The sequence below is a fragment of the Variovorax saccharolyticus genome (assembly GCF_030316765.1).
In the GTDB taxonomy this organism is placed as follows: domain Bacteria; phylum Pseudomonadota; class Gammaproteobacteria; order Burkholderiales; family Burkholderiaceae_C; genus Variovorax; species Variovorax saccharolyticus.
Genome location: NZ_JASZYT010000004.1, coordinates 195,427 through 216,803, shown reverse-complemented (window position 1 = coordinate 216,803; position 21,377 = coordinate 195,427). Strand labels below are relative to the sequence as shown.

General features: G+C 69.4%; 22 protein-coding genes. 10 read left to right on the top strand and 12 right to left on the bottom strand.

Annotated elements, in window-relative coordinates; all coding sequences use genetic code 11:
- The first annotated feature begins 89 nt into the window (after positions 1–89).
- Positions 90–995, top strand: a complete 906-nt coding sequence (locus QTI45_RS14845) for a sterol desaturase family protein (protein WP_286655133.1) — start codon at positions 90–92, stop codon at positions 993–995.
- 54 nt (positions 996–1,049) lie between these two features.
- Here QTI45_RS14845 and QTI45_RS14840 read toward each other — a convergent pair whose 3' ends face one another.
- The 5 genes from QTI45_RS14840 to QTI45_RS14820 are packed head-to-tail and all read right to left on the bottom strand — an operon-like array spanning position 1,050 to position 5,692.
- Entirely contained in the window at positions 1,050–2,069 is a 1,020-nt protein-coding gene (locus tag QTI45_RS14840) for a formylglycine-generating enzyme family protein (RefSeq protein WP_444813286.1), read from the bottom strand.
- A 27-nt stretch (positions 2,070–2,096) separates the two neighbouring features.
- Entirely contained in the window at positions 2,097–2,510 is a 414-nt protein-coding gene (locus tag QTI45_RS14835) for a PaaI family thioesterase (RefSeq protein ID WP_286654904.1), read from the bottom strand.
- A gap of 34 nt (positions 2,511–2,544) precedes the next feature.
- Positions 2,545–3,261 (bottom strand): hypothetical protein, encoded by a 717-nt coding sequence (locus tag QTI45_RS14830; protein WP_286654903.1) that lies wholly within the window; start codon positions 3,259–3,261, stop codon positions 2,545–2,547.
- Between the two features lie 4 nt (positions 3,262–3,265).
- Positions 3,266–4,711: a serine hydrolase domain-containing protein gene (locus QTI45_RS14825; protein WP_286654902.1), complete on the bottom strand. Its 1,446-nt coding sequence runs from the start codon at positions 4,709–4,711 to the stop codon at positions 3,266–3,268.
- A 60-nt stretch (positions 4,712–4,771) separates the two neighbouring features.
- Complete coding sequence (locus QTI45_RS14820; RefSeq protein WP_286654901.1) at positions 4,772–5,692, bottom strand: DMT family transporter; 921 nt, start codon at positions 5,690–5,692, stop codon at positions 4,772–4,774.
- Positions 5,693–5,766: 74 nt separating this feature from the next.
- On the opposite strand from QTI45_RS14820, the gene modA reads away from it, so the two are divergent.
- From modA to QTI45_RS14775, 9 genes are all read left to right on the top strand, one after another.
- A complete protein-coding gene (gene modA / locus QTI45_RS14815) occupies positions 5,767–6,516 on the top strand; it encodes a molybdate ABC transporter substrate-binding protein (protein ID WP_286654900.1) in 750 nt (249 codons plus the stop codon).
- Between the two features lie 18 nt (positions 6,517–6,534).
- Positions 6,535–7,197, top strand: coding sequence for a molybdate ABC transporter permease subunit (gene modB, locus QTI45_RS14810; RefSeq protein ID WP_286654899.1), 663 nt, complete (start codon positions 6,535–6,537; stop codon positions 7,195–7,197).
- Complete coding sequence (locus QTI45_RS14805; RefSeq protein ID WP_286654898.1) at positions 7,198–7,902, top strand: sulfate/molybdate ABC transporter ATP-binding protein; 705 nt, start codon at positions 7,198–7,200, stop codon at positions 7,900–7,902.
- A gap of 1 nt (position 7,903) precedes the next feature.
- Entirely contained in the window at positions 7,904–8,416 is a 513-nt protein-coding gene (locus QTI45_RS14800) for a molybdopterin-dependent oxidoreductase (protein WP_286654897.1), read from the top strand.
- Between the two features lie 147 nt (positions 8,417–8,563).
- Positions 8,564–9,073 (top strand): formate dehydrogenase subunit gamma, encoded by a 510-nt coding sequence (locus QTI45_RS14795; RefSeq protein WP_286654896.1) that lies wholly within the window; start codon positions 8,564–8,566, stop codon positions 9,071–9,073.
- Complete coding sequence (locus QTI45_RS14790) at positions 9,070–10,626, top strand: formate dehydrogenase beta subunit (RefSeq protein ID WP_286654895.1); 1,557 nt, start codon at positions 9,070–9,072, stop codon at positions 10,624–10,626. The genes QTI45_RS14795 and QTI45_RS14790 overlap by 4 nt, the downstream gene beginning before the upstream one ends.
- 33 nt (positions 10,627–10,659) lie before the next feature.
- Positions 10,660–13,527 (top strand): formate dehydrogenase subunit alpha, encoded by a 2,868-nt coding sequence (gene fdhF, locus QTI45_RS14785; protein WP_286654894.1) that lies wholly within the window; start codon positions 10,660–10,662, stop codon positions 13,525–13,527.
- Positions 13,528–13,535: 8 nt separating this feature from the next.
- A complete protein-coding gene (gene fdhD / locus QTI45_RS14780) occupies positions 13,536–14,411 on the top strand; it encodes a formate dehydrogenase accessory sulfurtransferase FdhD (protein WP_286654893.1) in 876 nt (291 codons plus the stop codon).
- Positions 14,401–14,628: a formate dehydrogenase subunit delta gene (locus QTI45_RS14775; RefSeq protein ID WP_286654892.1), complete on the top strand. Its 228-nt coding sequence runs from the start codon at positions 14,401–14,403 to the stop codon at positions 14,626–14,628. The genes fdhD and QTI45_RS14775 overlap by 11 nt, the downstream gene beginning before the upstream one ends.
- 27 nt (positions 14,629–14,655) lie before the next feature.
- On the opposite strand, the gene QTI45_RS14770 is transcribed toward QTI45_RS14775, so the two are convergent.
- The 7 genes from QTI45_RS14770 to QTI45_RS14740 form a co-directional block, all read right to left on the bottom strand.
- Positions 14,656–15,327: a class II aldolase/adducin family protein gene (locus QTI45_RS14770; RefSeq protein WP_286370806.1), complete on the bottom strand. Its 672-nt coding sequence runs from the start codon at positions 15,325–15,327 to the stop codon at positions 14,656–14,658.
- Positions 15,327–16,607, bottom strand: coding sequence for a 3-oxo-tetronate kinase (gene otnK, locus QTI45_RS14765; protein WP_286654891.1), 1,281 nt, complete (start codon positions 16,605–16,607; stop codon positions 15,327–15,329). Before otnK ends, QTI45_RS14770 begins: the two co-directional genes overlap by 1 nt.
- Before the next feature lie 10 nt (positions 16,608–16,617).
- Positions 16,618–17,874, bottom strand: coding sequence for an alpha-hydroxy acid oxidase (locus tag QTI45_RS14760; RefSeq protein WP_286654890.1), 1,257 nt, complete (start codon positions 17,872–17,874; stop codon positions 16,618–16,620).
- Between the two features lie 8 nt (positions 17,875–17,882).
- Entirely contained in the window at positions 17,883–18,581 is a 699-nt protein-coding gene (locus QTI45_RS14755; protein ID WP_286654889.1) for an RraA family protein, read from the bottom strand.
- Positions 18,582–18,607: 26 nt separating this feature from the next.
- Positions 18,608–19,582, bottom strand: a complete 975-nt coding sequence (locus tag QTI45_RS14750) for a hydroxyacid dehydrogenase (RefSeq protein ID WP_286654888.1) — start codon at positions 19,580–19,582, stop codon at positions 18,608–18,610.
- Between the two features lies 1 nt (position 19,583).
- Positions 19,584–20,273, bottom strand: coding sequence for a Bug family tripartite tricarboxylate transporter substrate binding protein (locus QTI45_RS14745; protein WP_286655132.1), 690 nt, complete (start codon positions 20,271–20,273; stop codon positions 19,584–19,586).
- A 557-nt stretch (positions 20,274–20,830) separates the two neighbouring features.
- A complete protein-coding gene (locus QTI45_RS14740; RefSeq protein WP_286655131.1) occupies positions 20,831–21,364 on the bottom strand; it encodes a GDSL-type esterase/lipase family protein in 534 nt (177 codons plus the stop codon).
- Between the last annotated feature and the right edge of the window lie 13 nt (positions 21,365–21,377).

The following is a 21,377-nucleotide window of genomic DNA, read 5'->3' as shown; positions in this document are numbered from 1 at the left end:
TCAATCGGTGTTCACCAGAACAATCGCGCCTCACAGAGCCCGGCGTTCAGGCACAGGACCCGGCCCGCATTCATAGCCAAGGAGACAACCTGGTGAACCTCGTCCAGAACATCGTGCTGGTCACGATCATTCTCGTTTTTGCCTTGCTGGAGATCCGCTCCCGCAAGCACGAACACTTCCACGCCACCGCAGACGACACCAAGCTGGAACTGTTCATGTTCCTCGCGCTGCTGGCGGTATCGCAGCCCTTCATCTTCGCGGTGACGGCCAAGCTGAGCGCGCTCGCCATGCCGGAGCAGCGCAACGCCTGGGCCCACCTGCCGTGGTGGGCCATGGGCGCGATCCTGCTGATCGCCGACGACATGACGCAGTACTGGTGGCACCGCGTTTCGCACTCGCCGCGGCTGTGGCCGCTGCATCGTGCGCATCACACGGCGCACTACATGAGCATCCGCATCACCTACCGCAACAACTTCTTCTACTACCTGATGATGCCCGGCCTGTGGGCCTCCGGCGTGCTGATCTACCTCGGCTTCGGCAACGCCTATCTGGTCTACATCGTGATCAAGCTGGCGGTGATCCTGGGCGCGCACAGCGCGGTGCCGTGGGACGCGCCGCTGTACCGCGTGAAGTGGCTGCACCCGCTCGCCTGGGTGCTGGAGCGGACCGTGGTCACGCCCGCCACCCACTGGGCGCATCACGCGCTCACCAACGACGACGGCATCGGGCACTACAAGGGCAACTTCGGGAACCTGCTGTTCGTCTGGGACCTGCTCTTCGGCACCGCCAAGATCACCCGCCGCTATCCGTCCAGGGTCGGCCTGCAGGACGACCTGGTCTTCGGCAAGGAGCGCTGGTTCGTGGAGATGTTCTACCCGCTGATCCATTCGCGGCGCGCGCACTCGGCCCTCGTGCCCGGCGGCCGGGCCTATGCGGAAACCGAGACCGACGGCGATGGCCGGCAGGAAGCGCCCGCGGCCGTGAGCAAGACCTGAGTGCCGGCAGACGCCTGTCCCTCCGTGGTGGCGATGATGGACGGAGACGGACCCTCAGTCGTCCCGTGGCATGGCCTCCCGCAAGAGACGCATGCCGACCAGCGTGTAGCGGGTCTGTGCCGTGTTCCAGTTGCGATAGGACGAGCGCAGGTACAAGGCGGAGGTGGCCCATGATCCGCCGCGGCGAACATGCAGGTCGCCCGCCGCGGGGCCCGGCGGGTCGTCCGTGGGGGACTCCGCGTAGTAGTGCTCCCCGTACCGATCGGCGACCCATTCCCAGACGTTGCCATGCATGTCGAACAAGCCGAATGCATTGGGCGCGAAGCTGCCGACCGGCGCCGTGAAGACGTAGCCATCGTGGCCCGGCAGCGCGAAGGGCAAGCGGTTCGGCCAGCGCTGGGCGGTGTCCAGGTCCAGCAGGGCGGCAGCACCGAGCAGGCTTGCCGCGTCATCGCCCGTGCTGTAGCGCGTGGTCGTTCCTGCGCGGCATGCGTACTCCCACTCGGCCTCCGTCGGCAGGCGATAACGCACGCCCTCGCGCTCGCTGAGCCAGCGCGCCATGGCGACAGCGTCGTTCCAGCTCACGTTGACCACCGGATCGCCGCCGGTCTGCGGGAAGCCCGGGTCGTGCCACGCATACCGGGGGTTGCGCCCTTCGAAGCGTTCGCCGCGCGCCGAACTGGCGGGGTCGTAGACCGGGTTGTAGCCATAGCCGCCGGTTCCGTCGGCGATCGATTCGGGCGTGTAGCCGGAGGCTTCCAGGAAGCGCCGAAACTGGTCGACCGTCACTTCGTGCTGCCCCAGCCAGAACGCCCGGGTGATGCGCACCCGATGCCGCGGCCCCTCGTCGCCGAGCGCCTGCAGGTCCTCCGGCGCATACGCCGGATAGTCGCGGGACAAGCTTTCGGCCGGCTCGCCGCTCCCCATCATGAACTCGCCCGCCGGCACCCGGACGAACTTCATTCCCAGGCTGTTCTCGATGACGTGGGGACGGCCATGGCCGGCTTCGGTGACTGTCCCGGCAGAAAAATGGCCGCAGGCAGGAAGCGCGGCTGTCGCCAGGCAAGCGAGCATCAGCCGGAAGTTCACGGCCCCCGGCCCCTAGAGTTCCGCGATGATCCCGGTCGAGGTGGCTTCCGCCGCCAGCTTGCCCGCGGGGTTGTAGAGCGACGCCTCCATGAACGCCACCCGCTTGCCGCGCCGGATCACCCGTCCCTCGACCCGGCCCTCGCCGGGGCCGACCTTCTCGTAGAAGCTGACCTTGATCTCCAGGCTGAAGACGGTCTGCGCATGTCCGCTGTCGTGCATCACCGCATGCGCCATCGCGGCGTCGAGCCAGGCCGTGATGAAGCCGCCCTGGGCGATCGTGCCGTTGCTGTGGCAGTACTCGCGCCGCACCGTGAACGCGGCCGACAGCAGCTTGCGCTCGGGCTCCCATCCGGTCACGTGGAAATTGCCCATCGATTCGCTCAGCGCCTTGCCCGAGCGGATGCGTTCGTCCAAGTCTTCGTTCATGGGAATCTCGTATCTGGTTGAACTGCGGAGATTGTCACCCGGCCCGCCGCCAGCGGCCCGATGCCGGACAGAGCACCGCCGGTTCGCCATTGCACCGGACCTGCTCTTCATCGAGTTGCGACGAGGTCGACGGATCGACATCGAAGGCGATCCCGAGCGCGCGCGCCAGGTGGGGATCCTCGATCGGTAGCTCCCAGGTCAGGAACAGCTGGGTGCAGTCCGGGCCGGCGGCGAAGTCGGCGGCGTCGAAGCCGCTGCTGCGGCGTCGAACGACGGCGTGCGGCTGGCCGGTGTCGAAGATCAGGGCCGTGCCCCGGGCCAGCGGGATCCGATGGCCGGTGGACGGAAAGTGCACGTCCAGCTCGCGGTCCTCGCTCAGGAAGAGATTGCAGAACGCCGCCCCGCCGTATTGCGCGCCGTCGTGGTGGTACCTCGCGCCGCGGCAGGCCATCAGCGCGACATCGGCGCCGGCGATGACCTCCTGCAGGCCGAGCCCGCGCGTCCAGTCGGCCACCGCCTGCACGCACTGCCGGTAGTCCGGCCAGCGGACCCGCGCGCGGGCCAGGGGCAGTGCCTCGACATCGCCGGGTTCGAGGACCATGCGCGAGGAAATCTCCCGGTCCCAGTCGGCCAGCAGGCGTGCGGGCGGCATCGGCACGTCCAGCGTGGCGGACAGCACCACATCGCTCACGCTGCGGCTGCGGATGGCGTCGCCGCTGCGGAAGAACGATGTGAGGAGGTCTCGTGCCATGGGGTCAGGGCGGCGCCGGCCGGCCGGCGTCGAGCGCTCTGGCGGCCTTGCCGGCGCCGCGGGTCCCGCGGTAGCGCTGACGGGCTTCGGCCAGCATGGCCGCCTTCGGCAGCAGCTTGGTGCCGCCCATCCAGAGCTCGGCCGGCTGCCCCTTGCGATCGCGCACCAGCCGGACCGGCTGGCCGGGACTGTTGTAGCCGGAGGTCTTCGCGATCAGGCCGCGATCCTTGCTCGCGATCGACAGCTCGGTGTTGGTGCCGTCGAAAGGCATGCTCATGGCCGGCGCGACCTGGAGCACGACCTTGCCCATCGGAACCAGGTCGCTGGCGCCCCACATGCTCCACCAGCGGCCGCTCCAGGCGGCGTTCTTTCGCGCCGGCGCGCCATGGCGCTGGAAGGCCGATAGGACGCTGTGGATCCCGTCCACCCACTGGTAGGACCAGCCATCCTGCGAATTGCACAGCACGGTGATCGTGAAGCCCGACTCCGCGAAGCGCGAAGTGCGGGAAACGAAGCCCTGCAGGCCGCCGGTGTGGCCGTGCCACTCCTTCGGTCCGGGGCCGTTCATCATGGTGCCGTAGCCGTAGTAGGACTCGAGGGTGCTGCAGGGGTCGCGCCAGCGGCGCTGCATCATCTCGCGGCGGCTGGCCGCCGAGAGCACGCTCTCCTTGCTGTCGGGCGCGAGCTGGGCGAAGAAGCGCGCCACGTCCGATGCGGTCGAGACGAAGCCGCCCGCCGGGGCGATGGCATGGCACACGTTGTCGCCGGGCACGATCAGGCGCTGGCCGAAGGGAAACTCGGTGCTGTGGCCTTTCGCCATCGGCGCGGTCCTGGGCAACTGCGGCATGTCCGGCACCGTCTCGCGCAGGCCCGCCGCCTCGATGACATGGCGCGTGATCCAGGCGGGGTATTCGGTGCCGCCGAGCTCCTCGATCAGGAGGCCCAGCAGGCCATAGCCGTGGTTGGAGTACTTGAGCTGCAGGCCGGGCGCGAGCGGCTGCTTCCTGGCCAGGTCGGCCCGCAACTCGGCCCGGGACAGGAAGGGCCGACGATCGAGGAACTGCCCGCTGTCCTCGCCATCGCGGATGACGCCGGCGCCGTGCGACAGCAGTTCACCGACCCGGGCCTTGGCGAGCTCCTTGTGCAGGCCGGACACGTGGCGGCCGATCGGGTCGTCGAGGCCGACCTTGCCCTGCTCGCGCAGCAGCATCACGCCGGCGGCAGTGAACGACTTGGAATGCGATGCGATCCGGAAGCGATGCCTGGGGGTGAGCCGCTTTCCGGTGCTCAGGTCGGCGCTCCCCAGGGCGAACTCGGCCACCAGCTCCTGGCCCCTTGCGATCGCGACGGCGCAGCCGACCTGCTGGTGCCGTTCGAGCTGGAAGGCCAGCCAATCGGGGATGTAGGCCAGAGCAGGCTGGAGCCAGGCGGGCTTTGCTTTGTTCTTCATCGGTGTGGTCGCCACTCGGAAAACGGGGTTGCGAGTGTAGTGCGGACTACCGGAACGGCCTCACTCGGGCTGGGCGTCCAGCGCGGCAGCGCGGATCCGGCCCCGCTCGCTGTGCAGCATGTAGAGGCCGGAGCCGACCAGCAGCGCGATGCCCAGCCAGGCCCACCCGCTGGGGACTTCGTTCCAGATCGCATAGCCCAGCAGCATCGCGAAGAGAACCGCCGTGTAGCGGAAGGGCGCCGTGAGCGACACCTCGCCGGCGCGCATGCACTGCACCAGCAGCAGGTAGCCGGATGCCAGGAAGGCCGCGGCGACGCCCAGCAGGCCGAGGTCGCCCGGCGCGATCGCCTGCCAGCCACTGGCCAGGGTCAGGCAAGCCGCCAGCAAGGTGACGGCCAGCGCCGTGGCGAGCGTGATGATGATCGACGGGATGGCCGGATCGATGCGTCGCGTCATCAGGTCGCGGGCGGCATGGAACAGCGTGCCGAGCAGGCACAGCAGCGCCCAGGCGTTGAAGCCCTCCCCGCTGGGCTGCACGATGCACAGGACACCCGCGAAGCCCAGCACCACCGCGGACCAGCGCGCCATGCCGGCGCGCTCGCCCATGAAGAGCACCGCGAACACGGTCATGAACAGGGGCGCGGCGAGATTGATGGCCGTGGCGTTGGCGATCGGCAGCCGGAACAGCGCCAGCAGGTACATCACGGTCGCGCAGGCATCGACCGCGCCGCGAAGCGCCACCCGCGGATGCAGCACCGCACTCGCCTGGCGCAGCGCGCCCAGCCGGTGCGCGACCAGCAGCACGAGCGCCGAAGCCATCAGCCCGCGCAGGAAGATGAGCTGCGCCGAGGGCACCGACTGGCTGACGTGCTTGACCAGCGCGTCGTTGACCACGAAGCAGCCCATGGCACCGATCATCGTGGCGATGGCGCGCCCGTTGGCGCGGGACGAGGATCCGGAAGACAAGGGTTGCGAAGTCATGTGGAGCTTGAGGATTGCTATCATCGCTATTCCTGATTTGAATAGCGAACGAGGAACAGAGAATGAGAGTATCCATGCGTCTTCGCAGCGCCGCGGTGGCCGCGGCCTTGCTGCTCGGCAGCGCGGCCAGCGGTGCGCAGGAACTGGTGGTCTCGGCCGCCGCCAGCCTGACGAACGCCTTCCGGGCGGTGGGCAAGTCGTTCGAGCAGGCCAGGCCGGGCGCCAAGCTGAGCTTCAACTTCGCTGCCTCAGGACCCTTGCTGGCGCAGATCCAGCAGGGCGCGCCGGTCGATGTCTTCGCATCGGCCGACCAGGAGACCATGAACCGTGCGGCCAGCGCGAATCTCATCGTGCCGTCGTCGCGGGCCGATTTCGCGGCCAACACGCTGGTGCTGATCCTGCCTTTGGCTTCCGCCCAGAAGCCCAATCAGCTGAGCGATCTGACCGGCGGCGGGTTCCAGCGCATCTCGACCGGCTCGCCGGCCACGGTGCCGGTGGGGCGCTACACGATGGAAGCCATCGAGAAGGCCGGACTCACCGCTGCCCTGCAGTCGCGCTGGATCTACGGCGAGAGCGTGCGCCAGGTGCTCAACTATGTCGCCCGCGGCGAGGTGGACGCAGGCTTCGTGTACCGCACCGACGCCCTGATCGAGCCCGAGAAGACACGCATCGCGCTGACCGTCCCGACCACCACGCCGGTGACCTACCCGATCGCGCTGGTCGCCGCCAGCAAGAACGCCGCCCTGGCCAACGAGTTCATCGCCTACGTGCGCAGCGCGCCCGGCCAGGAGATCCTGCAGCGCCACGGCTTCTCGAAGCCCTGACGCGATCGCTGGCAGCACGTGTCCGCCCTGTTCGTTCCGCTCTGGCTCACGCTCAAGGTCGCGCTGCTGGCGACGCTGATCGCCGGCGTGGTCGGCATCGCGCTGGGCTGGTGGCTGGCACGGCGGCAGTTCGCCGGCCGCAGCATCGTCGACTCCCTGCTGATGCTGCCGATGGTGCTTCCGCCCACGGTCATCGGCTACTACCTGATCGTGCTGATCGGCCGCAATGGCGTCTTCGGCCAGTACCTGGACCGCTGGTTCGGCATCAACCTGATCTTCACCTGGCAGGGCGCGGTCATCGCGGCTTCGGTCGTCTCGCTGCCCCTGGTCTACAAGGGAGCCAGGGCGGCGTTCGAGGAAGTCGACGGACGCTTCGCCAATGCGGCGAGAACCCTGGGCGCCGGCGAGCTCGAGGTCTTCCTGCGGGTCTCGCTGCCGCTGGCCATGCGCGGCATCGCGGCCGGCCTGATGCTGGCCTTCGCGCGCGCCACGGGCGAGTTCGGCGCCACCTTGATGATCGCGGGCAACCTCCCGGGCAAGACCCAGACCTTGTCGATCGCCGTCTATGAAGCCGTGCAGGCGGGCAACGACGGCCATGCGCTCTGGCTCACGCTGGTGATCTCGGTGATGTGCATGGCGGTGCTGGTGGTCTCGGGCCGCCTGCTGCAGGCGAGGCACTAGATGAGCTCCCCCCGAAGCGCCTTGCTCGACGTCCAGCTGCAGCTCACGCTGCATTCGCCGGACCGCAGCTTCGTGCTCGACGTCGCATTCGCCGCCGCGTCCCAGCGGACCGCACTCATGGGCCCATCGGGCTCCGGCAAGTCGACGGTGCTCCAGGCCATCGCCGGACTCATGCCATCCGCGCGCGGGCGGGTGCGGATCGGCCCGCAGACGCTGCTGGATTCCGCGCAAGGCATCGACCTCCGGGCGCGGGAGCGCCGGGTCGGCGTGGTGTTCCAGGACTATGCGCTGTTCCCGCACATGACGGTGGAGCAGAACCTGCAGTTCGGCCTGCAGCGCCTGGGCCGGCGCATCGATGCGGATCAGGCGCAGCGGGTCGATGCGCTGATCCGTCAGTTCGACCTCCAGGCGCTGCGTGGCGGCCTGCCGCGCAACCTGTCGGGTGGCCAGCGCCAGCGGGTGGCGCTCGCGCGGGCGCTGGCGATCGAGCCCCGGCTGCTGCTGCTGGACGAGCCGCTCTCCGCGCTGGACGCGCCGCTGCGCAAGCGCCTGCGGCGCGAGCTGGCCGAGATGCTGGACCGCGTGCAGGTTCCGGCCCTGCTCGTGACGCACGATCCCCAGGACGTGGAAGCCCTGGCGCAGGAGGTGATCTGTATCGACAATGGGCGCATCGTCGATTGCAATCCTGGCCCGGGGGAACCTTGACATGCCGCTGCTGCGTATCGCCTGCCTTCTGCTGGCCTTCCTGCTCGTCGCATCGGCGCCCGCATCCGCCCAGGTGAGCGCGCGGGTCGAGGTGACGGGCGCCGTGCGCCAGTCGCTGGACCTGGACGCCGCTGCACTCGCGGCTTTTCCGGCGGAGGCCATCGGCCGCTTCACGCAGGCCCGCAGCGGTGCGGGAGCCTCATCGCAGAGCACCGTGCGCGGCGTCAGGCTGGGGGCACTGATCGAACGCGCCGGCCTGGCACCGGCCGACCGCAACGCGTGGAAGACGCTCGCGGTGATCGCCACCGCGACCGATGGCTACCGCGCCGTCTTCTCCTGGCCCGAGATCACGAACACCGCGGTCGGAGAAGGCGTGCTCGTGATCTTCGAGCGCGACGGCAAGCCGCTGGACGAGCGCGAGGGCCGGATCGCCCTGATCTCGGCCGCCGACCTGAAGCTCGGGCCGCGGCACGTGCGCAATCTCAAGCGGATCGAGCTGCGCGCACTGGATTGAGTCCGCGCGGGGGCCATCGCGTTCGCAGGGGAAACCCTCTATTTCCGAATCGCATCGCCCCATTCCCCGAATAAATTAGACCGCCCCGCATGCTTGTTCGACACTCCTCGCGCACTGCTCGAGTGCGTCAACGACGAGGAGACATGCATGACAGCTGTTCGGAATGCCAGCACGGCACCGGCTTGCGCTCCGGCCGATGCATCGGCCTTCGTGCGGCAGGTGCTGGCGCAGCGCGCCGGCGAGCCGGGCGCGCTGCTGCCGATCCTGCATGACCTGCAGGACGCGCTGGGCCATGTGCCCGCGCAGTCGCTGGCGGCCATCGCCGACGCGCTGAACCTCTCGCGCGCCGAGGTCCACGGCGTCGTCACCTACTACCATCACTTTCGCGCCGAGCCCGCGGCACGCCACGTGGTCCAGATCTGCCGCGCCGAAGCCTGCCAGGCCATGGGTGCGGATGCGCTGGTCGCGCACGCCCAGCAGCATCTGGGCTGCGCGATGCACGGCACATCGAAGGATGGCGCGTTCACCCTCGAACCGGTGTTCTGCCTCGGGCTGTGCGCCTCCTCGCCCGCCATGATGCTGGACGACCAGCCGCATGCGCGCATGACGCCGCAGGCCTTCGATGCCTTGCTCGCCGATGCCGGGAGCGCAGCATGACCGTCACCGTCTACGTCCCGCGCGACTCCGCCGCGCTGGCGGTCGGCGCCGACCGCGTGGCAGGCCGCATCGCCGACGAGGCCGCCGCGCGCGGACTGGACATCCGGATCGTGCGCAACGGTTCGCGCGGCCTGCTCTGGCTCGAAGTGCTGGTGGAAGTGGCGACGCCCGCCGGCCGCGCCGCGTACGGTCCCGTGAGCGTCGCCGATGTCGCCGGCCTGTTCGATGCGGGCTTCCTCGAAGGTGCCGCGCACGCCCTGGGCCATGGGCTGACCGACGACATTCCCTACCTCAAGCAGCAGGAGCGCCTCACCTTCGCCCGCATGGGCATCACCGACCCGCTGTCGCTGTCGGACTACCAGGCGCACCAGGGTTTCGCGGGGCTGCGCCGGGCCCTGGCCATGGCACCCGCGGACGTCGTCCAGCAGGTGCTGGATTCCGGGCTGCGCGGCCGCGGCGGTGCCGCCTTCCCGGCCGGCATCAAGTGGAAGACCGTGCTGGCGACCGAGGCGGCGCAGAAGTACGTGGTCTGCAACGCCGACGAAGGCGACTCGGGGACCTTCTCGGACCGCATGACGATGGAGGGCGACCCGTTCATGCTGATCGAAGGCATGGCCATCGCCGGCATAGCCACCGGCGCCACGCAGGGCTATGTCTACGTGCGCTCCGAATACCCGCACGCGATCGCGACGCTGAACGAGGCGATCCGCCTGGCCGAGGCCGCGGGCTTCCTCGGCGCCGACATCCTGGGCTCGGGCCGGCGCTTCGCGCTCGAGGTGCGCAAGGGCGCGGGCTCCTATGTCTGCGGCGAGGAAACCGCGCTGCTCGAGAGCATCGAGGGCAAGCGCGGCATCGTGCGCGCGAAACCACCGCTGCCCGCCATCACGGGCCTGTTCGGCCAGCCGACGCTGATCAACAACGTGATCACGCTGGCCAGCGTGCCGCTGGTCCTGGCGCGCGGCGCGCAGTTCTACCGCGACTTCGGCGTCGGCCGTTCGCGCGGCACGCTGCCGATGCAGCTGGCCGGCAACATCAAGCACGGCGGCCTGGTCGAGAAGGCCTTCGGCGTGACGATGCGCGAACTGATCTACGGCTATGGCGGCGGCTCGGCCTCGGGCCGGCCGATCAAGGCGGTGCAGGTGGGCGGCCCGCTGGGCGCCTACCTGCCCGAATCGCAATGGGACGTGCCGCTCGACTACGAAGCCTATGCGGCGTTCGGCGGCACGGTCGGCCACGGCGGCATCGTGGTCCACGACGACACGGCCGACCTGTCGAAGCTGGCGCGCTACGCGATGGAGTTCTGCGCCATCGAATCCTGCGGCAAGTGCACGCCCTGCCGCATCGGCTCCACGCGAGGGGTCGAGGTGATCGACAAGATCCGGGGCGACCAGAACCGGGCGCAGCAGGTCATCCTGCTGCGGGACCTCTGCAACACCATGGTGAACGGCTCGCTGTGCGCGATGGGCGGCATGACGCCGTTCCCGGTGCTCTCGGCGCTCGATCATTTCCCGCAGGATTTCGGCCTGGTCGTCCCCGACCGCGAAGCCGCCTGATCCGCAGTCCCCCATCGCCACAAGGAGGCAGAAATGCTCGATCACCTGAAGGAAACCGACTGGGGCACGCCGAAGCGCGAATCCACGCGCGAGGTCACGCTCGAGATCGACGGCAACGAGGTCACGGTGCCCGCCGGCACCTCGCTGATGCGCGCCGCGGTCGATGCCGGCATCAAGGTGCCCAAGCTGTGCGCCACCGACAGCCTCGAGCCCTTCGGTTCGTGCCGGCTGTGCCTGGTCGAGATCGAAGGCCGCAAGGGCTTCCCGGCCTCGTGCACCACGCCGGCCGAGGCCGGCATGAAGGTGTCGACGCAGACGCCGAAGCTGCAGGAGCTGCGCAAGGGCGTGATGGAGCTCTACATCTCCGACCACCCGCTCGACTGCCTCACCTGCTCGGCCAACGGCAACTGCGAACTGCAGGACATGGCGGGCGTCACCGGGCTGCGCAACGTGCGCTACGGCTTCGACGGCGCCAACCACCTCGACTGCCAGAAGGACGAATCGAATCCGTACTTCAGCTACGACCCGTCGAAGTGCATCGTCTGCAACCGCTGCGTGCGCGCCTGCGAGGAAACGCAAGGCACCTTCGCCCTGACGATCAGCGGCCGGGGCTTCGAGTCCCGCGTGTCGCCAGGCCAGGACGAAGCCTTCATGGACTCGGAGTGCGTCAGCTGCGGCGCCTGCGTCGAAGCCTGCCCGACCGCCACCCTGCAGGAGAAATCCGTCATCTGGCTCGGCCAGCCCGAGCACAGCGTGATCACGACCTGCGCGTACTGCGGCGTCGGCTGCGGCTTCAAGGCCGAGATGAAAGGCAACGAAGTGGTTCGCATGGTGCCGTGGAAGGACGGCAAGGCGAACGAGGGCCACTCCTGCGTCAAGGGCCGCTTCGCCTGGGGCTATGCGACCCACCAGGACCGCATGCTGAAGCCCATGATCCGCGAGAAGATCACCGACCCCTGGCGTGAAGTCAGCTGGGAAGTGGCGCTCAACCATGCCGCCGGCGAATTCAAGCGGCTGCAGGGCAAGTACGGCAAGGATTCGATCGGCGGCATCACCTCGTCGCGCTGCACCAACGAGGAGACCTACCTGGTCCAGAAGCTGGTGCGTGCGGCCTTCGGCAACAACAACGTCGACACCTGCGCGCGGGTGTGCCACTCGCCGACAGGCTACGGGCTGGGCCAGACGCTGGGCACCTCGGCCGGCACCCAGACCTTCAAGTCGGTGGAGAAGGCCGACGTCATCATGGTGATCGGCGCCAATCCGACCGACGGCCATCCGGTCTTCGCGTCGCGCATGAAGAAGCGGCTGCGCCAGGGCGCCAAGCTGATCGTCATCGATCCGCGCCGCATCGACATCGTGAAATCGCCTCATGTGCGCGCCGAGCATCACCTGCAACTCAAGCCGGGCACCAACGTGGCGGTCGTCACGGCCATGGCGCACGTGATCGTCACCGAGGGGCTGGTCGCCGAAGACTACGTGGCCGAGCGCTGCGATCCGAAGTCCTTCGGCGAATGGCGCGAGTTCGTCGCCCGCCCCGAGAATTCGCCCGAGGCGATGGCCGTCGCCACCGGCGTGCCGCCGGAGGCGCTGCGCGCCGCCGCCCGCCTCTATGCGAACGCCGGCAACGGCGCCATCTACTACGGCCTCGGCGTGACCGAGCACAGCCAGGGCTCGACGATGGTGATGGGCATCGCCAACCTCGCGATGGCAACCGGCAACGTCGGGCGCGAAGGCGTCGGCATCAACCCGCTGCGAGGCCAGAACAACGTGCAGGGTTCCTGCGACATGGGCTCCTTCCCGCACGAGCTGCCGGGCTACCGCCACGTGTCCGACAGCACCACCCGCGCCACTTTCGAGGCCGCCTGGGGCGTGGAGATCAGCCCGGAGCCGGGCCTGCGCATCCCGAACATGTTCGACGCCGCGCTGACCGGCAGCTTCAAGGGCCTGTACTGCGAGGGCGAGGACATCGTGCAGTCGGACCCGAACACGCAGCACGTGGCCGAGGCGATGATGGCGATGGAGTGCGTGGTGGTGCAGGACCTGTTCCTCAACGAAACCGCCAAGTACGCCCACGTGTTCCTGCCGGGTTCCTCCTTTCTCGAGAAGGAAGGCACCTTCACCAATGCCGAGCGGCGCATCTCGCGCGTGCGAAAGGTGATGCCTCCGAAGGCCGGCTACGCCGACTGGGAGGTCACGGTGAAGCTCGCGCAGGCGCTCGGCTACCCGATGGACTACGCGACGCCGGAGGCGATCATGGACGAGATCGCGGCGCTGACGCCGAGCTTCAGCGGGGTCAGCTACCAGCGGCTCGACGAACTCGGCAGCATCCAGTGGCCGTGCAACGCGGCGGCCCCCGAAGGCACGCCGACCATGCACATCGACAAGTTCGTGCGCGGCAAGGGCAGGTTCATCATCACCCAGTACGTCGCCACCGACGAGAAGGTGACGCGCAAGTTCCCGCTGCTGCTGACCACCGGCCGGATCCTGTCTCAGTACAACGTCGGGGCGCAAACGCGCCGGACGCCCAACAACCAGTGGCACAGCGAGGACCGGCTGGAGATCCATCCGCACGACGCCGAGGAACGCGGCATCAAGGACGACGACTGGGTCGGCATCCAGAGCCGCGCCGGCGAGACCGTGCTGCGCGCCAGCGTCTCGGAGCGCATGCAGCCCGGCGTGGTCTACACCACCTTCCACTTCCCGGAATCCGGCGCCAACGTGATCACGACCGACAACTCCGACTGGGCCACCAACTGCCCCGAGTACAAGGTGACCGCGGTGCAGGTGATGCCGGTGATGCAGCCGTCCGCGTGGCAGCGCGAGTACAGCCGCTTCAACCGCGTGCAGCAGGAGCTGCTGGACGCACGCACGGATTCCAGCGAATCGGTGGCCGCCAAATGAAGATGCTCATGACCGAGGAAACCATCACCGCCGAGGCCGGCAACGACGCCCTCGCCTTCTGCGAGGGCGCGCGCTCTCTGCCGGTGCGGGGCGTTCGGGCCGGGCGCCAGTTCGCCGTCCAGGACTGGGTTGCCGACGAAGTGCCGGTGGCGCTCGAATACAACGGCGTCTCGCATGCCGTCATGCTCGCCACCCCGCTGGACCTGGAAGACTTCGCGCTGGGCTTCTCGCTCAGCGAAGGCATCCTCGATGCGCCGCACGAGCTTTTCGCGGTCGAGGAGGAGCGCTCGGAGATCGGCATCACGCTGCACCTGGAAGTCGCGGGCGGCCCTTTCGCGCGCCTGAAGGAGCGCCGGCGCACCCTGACCGGCCGCACCGGCTGCGGCCTCTGCGGCACCGAGAGCCTGGAGCACGTCGCCCGCAACCTGCCGGTGCTCCCTGGCGGACCGACCTGGCGCCGCGAGGCGATCGGCCGCGCGATGTCGCAGTTCTGCCAACTGCAGACGCTGCAGCAGGCGACCGGCGCGGTGCACGCCGCGGCCTGGTGTTCGGCCGAGGGCGAGGTCATGTGGCTGCGCGAGGACGTCGGGCGCCACAACGCGCTCGACAAGCTGATCGGCGCCCTGGCCGCGAACGGCATCGAGGCATCGACCGGCTTCATCGCCGTGACCAGCCGCGCCAGCTTCGAGATGGTGCAGAAGACCGCGATGGCCGGCGTCTCGCTGCTGGCCGCGGTCTCGGCGCCGACCTCGTTCGCGGTCGCAACCGCGCAGCGGGCGCGCATGACGCTGGTCGGCTTCGCGCGCCAGCAGGATCTGGTCGTCTATTGCCATTCCGATCGCCTGTCGCTCGGATCCGCCGCCGGAGCCGAGCATGCACACTGACGCCCTGGTGCGCATGGCCAACCAGATCGGCCAGTTCTTCGAAGCCATGCCCGACCGGCCGGAGGCGCTCGAAGGCGTCGCCCAGCATCTGGGCAAGTTCTGGGAGCCCCGGATGCGGCGCGCCTTGCTGGCGCACATCGACGGCGAGGGCGGCGCCGGCCTCAACAGCATGGTGTCGGAGGCGATCCGCCTGCACCGGGGCATGCTGGGGACGTAGCGGCGCAGCGCCGCCGCCGCGCGGCGGCTACCAGCGGGCGCCGAAATTGCGCCGCAGTTCGTTGATCTCGGCTTCGCCGAGTGGCGTCGGCGGATCGGCGCGACCGTTCGCCAGCAGCCAGAGCCTGGCGGTTTCCTCGAGTTCCTCCAGCACCGCCATCGCCGCGGCCGGCGTGTCGTGCCAGACGTTGGGACCGAGCCGCTCGAGCATCACGGCGCGGATCGGCGTGCCGGCCGCGCCGTAGCGCCCGATGACCTCGGCCACCCGCGCAGCGGCTTCGGGCGCGCCCGGACGGTGATAGCGGATGACCGGCACACGGCCGACCTTCATCACGAAATAGGGCGTCAGGGCCGGCAGCAATTCGGCGCCGGTCTCGTGCAGCGTGAGCGCCACGCAGTGGCTGCTGTGGGTGTGGATCACGCAGCGCGTGTCGGGATCGAAGCCGCTTGCCGCGGCATAGATGCGCGCATGCAGGGCGATGGTCTTGCTGGCCCGGTCGCCGTGGGTCTGGCGCAGGCCGGCGTCGAGCCGCGCCAGCTTGCCCGGATCGAGGAAGCCCAGGCAGGCGTCGGTGGGCGTGATCAGGAAGCCGTCGTCCAGGCGCATGCTGATGTTGCCGGCGGTGGCATGCACATAGCCGCGTTCGAACAAGCTGCGGCCGACACGGCAGATCTCTTCGCGGGCGCGGTGCTCGTTCATCACAGCTGGCCGAAGGCCTTGGTGAAGAAATCGTCGCTGCCGAAATTGCCGGACTTGAGCGCGATGTGCAGGCCCGAGCCGCCGGCCGCCGCGCTCGCCGCATGGCACCACGGCACGCCGGGGTCGATCTGGCCGCCGATCTGCAGCTGCGCGATGCCGAGCGCCTGCACGCAGGCGCCGGAGGTCTCGCCGCCGGCGACCACCAGCTGGCGCACGCCGCGCTCCACCAGGCCGCGCGCGATGGCGGCGATCGCGCGCTCGACCATCGCGCCGGCCTCCTCGACGCCGAGCCGGCCCTGCACCGACTTCACGGTCGACGGGTCGGCCGTGGAATAGACCAGCACCGGCCCGTCGCCCAACAGCGGCTCGGCCCAGGCCAGGGCCTGGCCGACGACATCGGCGCCGGCCGCGAGCTGCAGCGGATCGAGCGCCAGCGCGGGCCGGCCCGCAGCAATGAAGTTCGCCACCTGGCGGTTGGTCGCCAGCGAGCAGCTGCCCGAGACCACCGCCCGCAGGCCGCCGGCCGCGGGCAGCGCGCTGGCGGCCTGCGACGGCGCAATGCCGAAGTTGGCCGGCAGGCCGATCGCGACGCCGGAGCCCGCGGTCACCAGCGGCATGCCGGCCAGTGCCGGACCCAGGCGCAGCAGGTCGTCGTTGGAGACCGCATCGACGATCGCGATGCCGACGCCCTCGCCGCGCAACTGCGCGATGCGGGCGCGAATCGCCGCCGCGCCTTGCGCCACCGCGACGTGGTCGATCAGCCCGACCTTGCGCCGGCTCTGCGCCTGCAGCACCCGCACCAGGTTGGCATCGGTCATCGGCGTCAGCGGATGATTCTGCATGCCGCTCTCGCTGAGCAGCACATCGCCCGCGAACAGGTAGCCCTTGAACACGGTGCGCTTGTTGTCGGGGAAGGCCGGCGTGGCGATCGTGAAGTCGCACTGCAGCGCATCCATCAGGGCCTCGGTCACCGGGCCGATGTTGCCGGCCGGCGTGCTGTCGAAGGTGGAGCAGTACTTGAAGTAGATCTGGCGCGCGCCCTGCGCCTGCAGCCAATGCAGCGCGGCCAGCGATTGCGCCACCGCGTCCGCCGCCGGCACGGTGCGCGACTTCAGCGCCACCACCACCGCGTCGACCTCGGCGTCCAGGGGGCCGTCGGGCACGCCGATGGTCTGGACCACCCGCATGCCGGCGCGCACCAGGTTGTTGGCCAGGTCGGTGGCGCCGGTGAAGTCGTCGGCGATGCAGCCGAGCAGGAGGGGATGGGCCGCATGCGTCATGCGGCCGAGTTTACTGACAGGCCGATGGCGCGAAAAGGTTCTCGCGCGAGACGCCCGCCGGGCTCTGCACGCCGATCAGCGCCATGTTGCGCAGGATCTCCGAGGCCAGGATGCCGATGGCATGTTCCACCCCGGCCTGCCCCGCCACCGCGCCCGCGTAGTTGAACGGCCGGCCGACGAAGACGAACTTCGCGCCCAGCGCCAGCGCCAGCAGCACGTCGTTGCCGCGGCGAAAGCCGCTGTCGATCATCACGGGATAGTCGTCGCCGAGCGCGGCGACCACCCCCGGCAGCACCTGCATCGGCGACACCGCGCCGTCGAGCTGCCGGCCGCCATGGTTCGACAGGATGACGCCGTCGGCACCGTGCTCGCGCGCCTGCAGCGCGTCGCGCGCATCGAGGATGCCCTTGACCACCAGCCGGCCCTTCCAGCGCCGGCGAATCAGCGCGAAATGCTGCCAGTCGAGGTGGTCGCGAGCGCCGAAGTCGCGCAGCACGCTGGCCGACAGGATCGGCGCGCCACGCGTGGCCTGCGAGTTCTCGAAATGCGGCATGCCGTGCAGCAGCAGCGTGCGAAGCGCGGTCTTGCAGAGCCATCCCGGGTGCCTGAGGCCTTCGAGCGCCAGCCGCAGGCTCGGACGCAGCGGGGTCGAGAAGCCGGCGCGGATGTTGTTCTCGCGGTTGCCCGAGACCGGCGTGTCCACCGTGACCACGAGCGTGCCGAAGCCGGCGCGCTCGACCCGGTCGAGCAGCTTGAGGATGCGCTCCGGCTCGCCGGGCACGTAGGCCTGGAACCAGGCGGCAGGGTTGGCGCGCACCACCTCCTCCATCGGGATCAGCGAGGTGCCGCTCAGGATCATCGGCACGTTGGTGGCCGCGGCGGCCTGCGCCTGCACCAGGTCGCCGCGGTAGGCCGACAGCGCGCTGATGCCCATCGGCGCGATGCCGAAGGGCGCCGCGTACTGCCGGCCAAACAGCGATGTGGCGAGCGTACGGCCCGAGGTGTCGGCCAGGACCCGGGGCACCCAGGCGAAGCCCTCGAAGGCGCTGCGATCGGCGCGCAGCGAACGGTTCGTCTCGCAGCCGCCGCTGACGTAGGCGAAGATCGGCGCGGGCAGGAAGCGCCGTGCCGCCGCCTCGAAATCGTCCAGCGACAGCAGCCGGCGCAGCCGGCGCAGCCGGCGCGGCAGCGCTTGCGCGCCGGCGCCGGCCGGCGTCGACGAACTCGGCGCCGCGAAGTCCTCGAGACCGCGTGGTGGCGAACCCATGGCGGCGCTCACACCGGCAGGCCCTTGGCGCGCAGCGTCGCGTCGAAGCGCTCCGGGTCGGACCTGCCGGCCTGGTTGTCGGCGCGGATCTTCGCTTCCTTCACCAGATGCGCGCGGCTTCGCGCCAGGATGTCGGCGCACTCCGCCGCCGGAATCGCGATGACGCCATCGGCATCGCCGACGATCAGGTCGCCCGGCAGCACCGCGAGGCCGGCGCAGGAGACCGGCACGTTGATCTCGCCGGGGCCGTCCTTGCTGGGACCCCGGTGCGTGTGGCCGCGCGCGAAGATCGGCATGCCCTCCTCGGCCCATTCGCAGATGTCGCGCACCGCGCCGTCGATCACCAGGCCGGCAATGCGCCTGAAGATGCAGGTGGTGCGGATCAGGCCGCCGACCAGGGCCTGCGACACGTCGCCGCCGCCGTCGATCACCAGCACGTCGCCGGGCTGCACCATCATCAGCGCCTTGTGGATCATCAGGTTGTCGCCCGGTCGCACGCGCACCGTCACCGCCGGCCCGCACAGCACGGTGTCGAGGCGGGCGTGGTACTGGCGCAGGCCGATGGTGCCGATGTTGCGGCTCATCGCATCGCCGATCGCGGCGACCGGGATGTCGCGGAAGGCCGCCACGAGCTCGGCCGCAGGGCCTTCGGCGCGTGGATGGATGCGGTAGCCGGCGGGCCATTGGACGGCGGTTTCGGTGCTCATGGGGAATCTCCGGAAGACGATGGGGATCAGGAAAAGACCTGGGGATTGACGCAGGCCAGCGGATCGACCTGCGCGCCTCGAAGCCAGCCGAGCACGTTGCGTGCGGCGCTGCTCGCCATGCCCGCGAGCGCGGCCGGCGTGGAACCGCCGACATGCGGCGTCAGCACGACGTTGGCCAGCGTGGCCAGCGGGCTGTCGGCCGGCAGCGGCTCGATCGCCATGGTGTCGAGGCCGGCCGCATGCAGCTGGCCGCTGCGCAGCGCGGCGATCAGCGCCGACTCGTCGACGACTTCGCCGCGCGCGGTGTTGACCAGGATGGCGCCGCGGCGCATCGCCGCGAACCGGGTCGCATCGAGCAGGCCGCGGGTGTGTCGGTTGAGCGGCACGTGCAGGCTCAGCACGTCTACGAGGGGCAGCATGGCCTCCAGCGACGGCATCAGCCGCACGCGCTCGACCGGGCTCCTGCCGCCTTCCAGCGCCGGGTCGAAGGCCACGACCTCCATGCCGAGCGCGAGACACACCCTGGCGACGCGCTGGCCGATCTGGCCGAAGCCGACCAGCCCCAGCGTCTTGCCATGTAGCTCGACCCCATCCTGCGCGCGCGACCAGCGGCCGGCGTGCAGTTCGGCGTCCATCCAGCCGATGCGGCGCGCGGCGGCGAACATCAGGCCCAGCGTCATCTCGGCCACCGACTGCGCGTTGGCACCCGGCGTCACGTACACCGGGATGCCGCGTGCCGTGGCGGCGTCGACATCGATGTTGCTGACGCCGACGCCGTGCTTGGAGATGACCTTCAGGGTCGGGCAGGCGGCGATGGCCCGGGCCGAGAGCTGCACCGTGCGCGAGATCACCGCATCGACGGGTTCCGTCGCCATGATGCGTTCGACTTCCTCCACGCTGTCGGGATCGTGGAGGTAGATGACCCGCGCGCCGGCTTGCGCCAGCAGATCGGCGCCGGCCTTGGCCAGCTTGGGCGCCGTGACCAGGATGGTGGGGTTCATCTCAATCCAGCTTGATGTTGGCTTCGCGGATCAGCGCGCCCCACTTCTGGTGCTCGCTGCGGATGTAGTCGGCGAACTGCTTCGGCGTGCCTTCGGCCGCGGCCGTGCTGCCTTCAAGTGCCAGTTTCTCGATGACATCCGGCCGCTTGAGGATCTTCTGCACCTCGCTGTTGATGCGCTCGACCACGGCCGGCGGCGTGCCCGCGGGCGCCACCAGGCCGGTCCAGGTGATGGCGTCGAAGCCCGGGTAGCCCAGCTCCGCGACGGTCGGCACCGCGGCGAGTTGCGGCACGCTCTTCAGACGCTGCGGCGAGCTGATGGCCAGTGCGCGCACCTTGCCGCCCACCAGCTGCGGGATCGCGACCGGCGTGTTGGCGAAGTTCAGGTCGACCTGGTTGCCCAGCAGGTCGGTCATCGCCGGCCCGGCGCCCTTGTACGGCACGTTCAGCACCTGGATGGCGGCGCGGCGCTCGAGCATCTCGCCGGCCAGATGGCCGACGGTGCCGTTGCCCGCCAGGCCGATGCGCAGCGACTCGGGCTTGGCCTTCGACGCGGCGACCACGTCGGCCAGGGTCTTGTACGGCGACGACGCATTCACCAGCAGCACCACCGGCTGCGAGGCGACCGAGGCGATCGGCGCGAAATCCTTCAGCGGGTCGAAGGGCATCTTCGCGTACAGGGCCGGGTTGATCGCCAGGTTCGCGGTCTGCCCGAGGCAGTGCCGAAGTGGATCGACAGATCTTCACCACGCCCGAGGCCGTTAGTGATGGGTCGCAGTTCGGGCGCGAACCGCAAGGTCGGCGCGCATGATGGCTCTCGACAATAGCGACCCGGACGCCGACGCCCCTCAGCCGCTGTCTAGCTTCGCAGAAAGTCCCATGGAAGCTCGCGGCCCTGCGGGCACCAAGCTCTCGACCAGGAACCCGTTCACGTCCCAGCCGCCCTTGTCGGCGACGGGCGGCACCTCGGGTGAGCATCGCAGAAGCGGAGGCGCCTTCTTCCTGATCGCTCGGAGAGCCAACGCTCCAGCACGAGTGCTCTGGTTGTCAGCGGTGGAGCACTCGGCGTAGGCGAAGCACGAGGTCTGCGCCCCGCCCCGGCTTGAGAGCGATTCGCATGATGCAGATGATCTGGACGATGTTCTTGAAGCGGGTGATGGCACGCTGCAAGGCGACACAACGATTGAGGCGGACGTCGACGAAGATCCGGACGCCGTGCAGACCCCGGTACGCGACTTCGGCACGACCGTCACCCGTAGCCTTTGGCATTCGCGTGAATGCGGTTCGATCGCAGAACCGGATCCGAGAGAACTGTGGCGTACACGTCCGGAATCAGAAGCGCCTTTTCGGCCTGCGCAACAACGCGGTAGAACTCGGCATCGCCGAGTGATCCGAGGGTCGCGCGCAGCGGCTCGGGTGCAGGCGTCGCAATCAAAGCCACGTGAGGCGTGTGCGCCAGCGCCGTGCGAACAATGGCTGCAAGATTGTCCGGGGTCGTCTGCTGCGGCGCGCCGCGAAGCATGTCGTTCCCGCCGATGCCGACCAGCACCGCGTCGTACCGATTCGCCGCCAGCAATGCCTCAAGTCGCTCCAACGCACCGACGGAGGTGTCGCCAATGACGCCTTCGTTGTCGACCCGCCAGCCGGTCGATTGGGCCAACAGCGCGGGCCACGCTTCCTCGGGTGTGGCGCCATAGCCGACGGTCAAGCTGTCTCCCAGCGCCAGCACACGCGCATCGGATTCCAGCGCCACGACGGACGGGCCGCGCTTGCCACAGCCCACGATCGCCAAGACC

Bases quoted from the DNA above. Each gene is read 5' to 3' on its own strand.
- QTI45_RS14775 (WP_286654892.1), top strand. From the start codon at position 14,401: ATGCACACTGACGCCCTGGTGCGCATGGCCAACCAGATCGGCCAGTTC.
- QTI45_RS14800 (WP_286654897.1), top strand. From the start codon at position 7,904: ATGCCGCTGCTGCGTATCGCCTGCCTTCTGCTGGCCTTCCTGCTCGTC.
- QTI45_RS14755 (WP_286654889.1), bottom strand. From the start codon at position 18,581: ATGAGCACCGAAACCGCCGTCCAATGGCCCGCCGGCTACCGCATCCAT.
- fdhD (WP_286654893.1), top strand. From the start codon at position 13,536: ATGACCGAGGAAACCATCACCGCCGAGGCCGGCAACGACGCCCTCGCC.
- QTI45_RS14840 (WP_444813286.1), bottom strand. From the start codon at position 2,069: ATGCTCGCTTGCCTGGCGACAGCCGCGCTTCCTGCCTGCGGCCATTTT.
- modA (WP_286654900.1), top strand. From the start codon at position 5,767: ATGCGTCTTCGCAGCGCCGCGGTGGCCGCGGCCTTGCTGCTCGGCAGC.
- QTI45_RS14760 (WP_286654890.1), bottom strand. From the start codon at position 17,874: ATGGGTTCGCCACCACGCGGTCTCGAGGACTTCGCGGCGCCGAGTTCG.
- QTI45_RS14795 (WP_286654896.1), top strand. From the start codon at position 8,564: ATGACAGCTGTTCGGAATGCCAGCACGGCACCGGCTTGCGCTCCGGCC.
- fdhF (WP_286654894.1), top strand. From the start codon at position 10,660: ATGCTCGATCACCTGAAGGAAACCGACTGGGGCACGCCGAAGCGCGAA.
- QTI45_RS14770 (WP_286370806.1), bottom strand. From the start codon at position 15,327: ATGAACGAGCACCGCGCCCGCGAAGAGATCTGCCGTGTCGGCCGCAGC.
- QTI45_RS14790 (WP_286654895.1), top strand. From the start codon at position 9,070: ATGACCGTCACCGTCTACGTCCCGCGCGACTCCGCCGCGCTGGCGGTC.
- QTI45_RS14830 (WP_286654903.1), bottom strand. From the start codon at position 3,261: ATGGCACGAGACCTCCTCACATCGTTCTTCCGCAGCGGCGACGCCATC.
- QTI45_RS14820 (WP_286654901.1), bottom strand. From the start codon at position 5,692: ATGACTTCGCAACCCTTGTCTTCCGGATCCTCGTCCCGCGCCAACGGG.
- QTI45_RS14805 (WP_286654898.1), top strand. From the start codon at position 7,198: ATGAGCTCCCCCCGAAGCGCCTTGCTCGACGTCCAGCTGCAGCTCACG.
- QTI45_RS14750 (WP_286654888.1), bottom strand. From the start codon at position 19,582: ATGAACCCCACCATCCTGGTCACGGCGCCCAAGCTGGCCAAGGCCGGC.
- QTI45_RS14835 (WP_286654904.1), bottom strand. From the start codon at position 2,510: ATGAACGAAGACTTGGACGAACGCATCCGCTCGGGCAAGGCGCTGAGC.
- otnK (WP_286654891.1), bottom strand. From the start codon at position 16,607: ATGACGCATGCGGCCCATCCCCTCCTGCTCGGCTGCATCGCCGACGAC.
- QTI45_RS14825 (WP_286654902.1), bottom strand. From the start codon at position 4,711: ATGAAGAACAAAGCAAAGCCCGCCTGGCTCCAGCCTGCTCTGGCCTAC.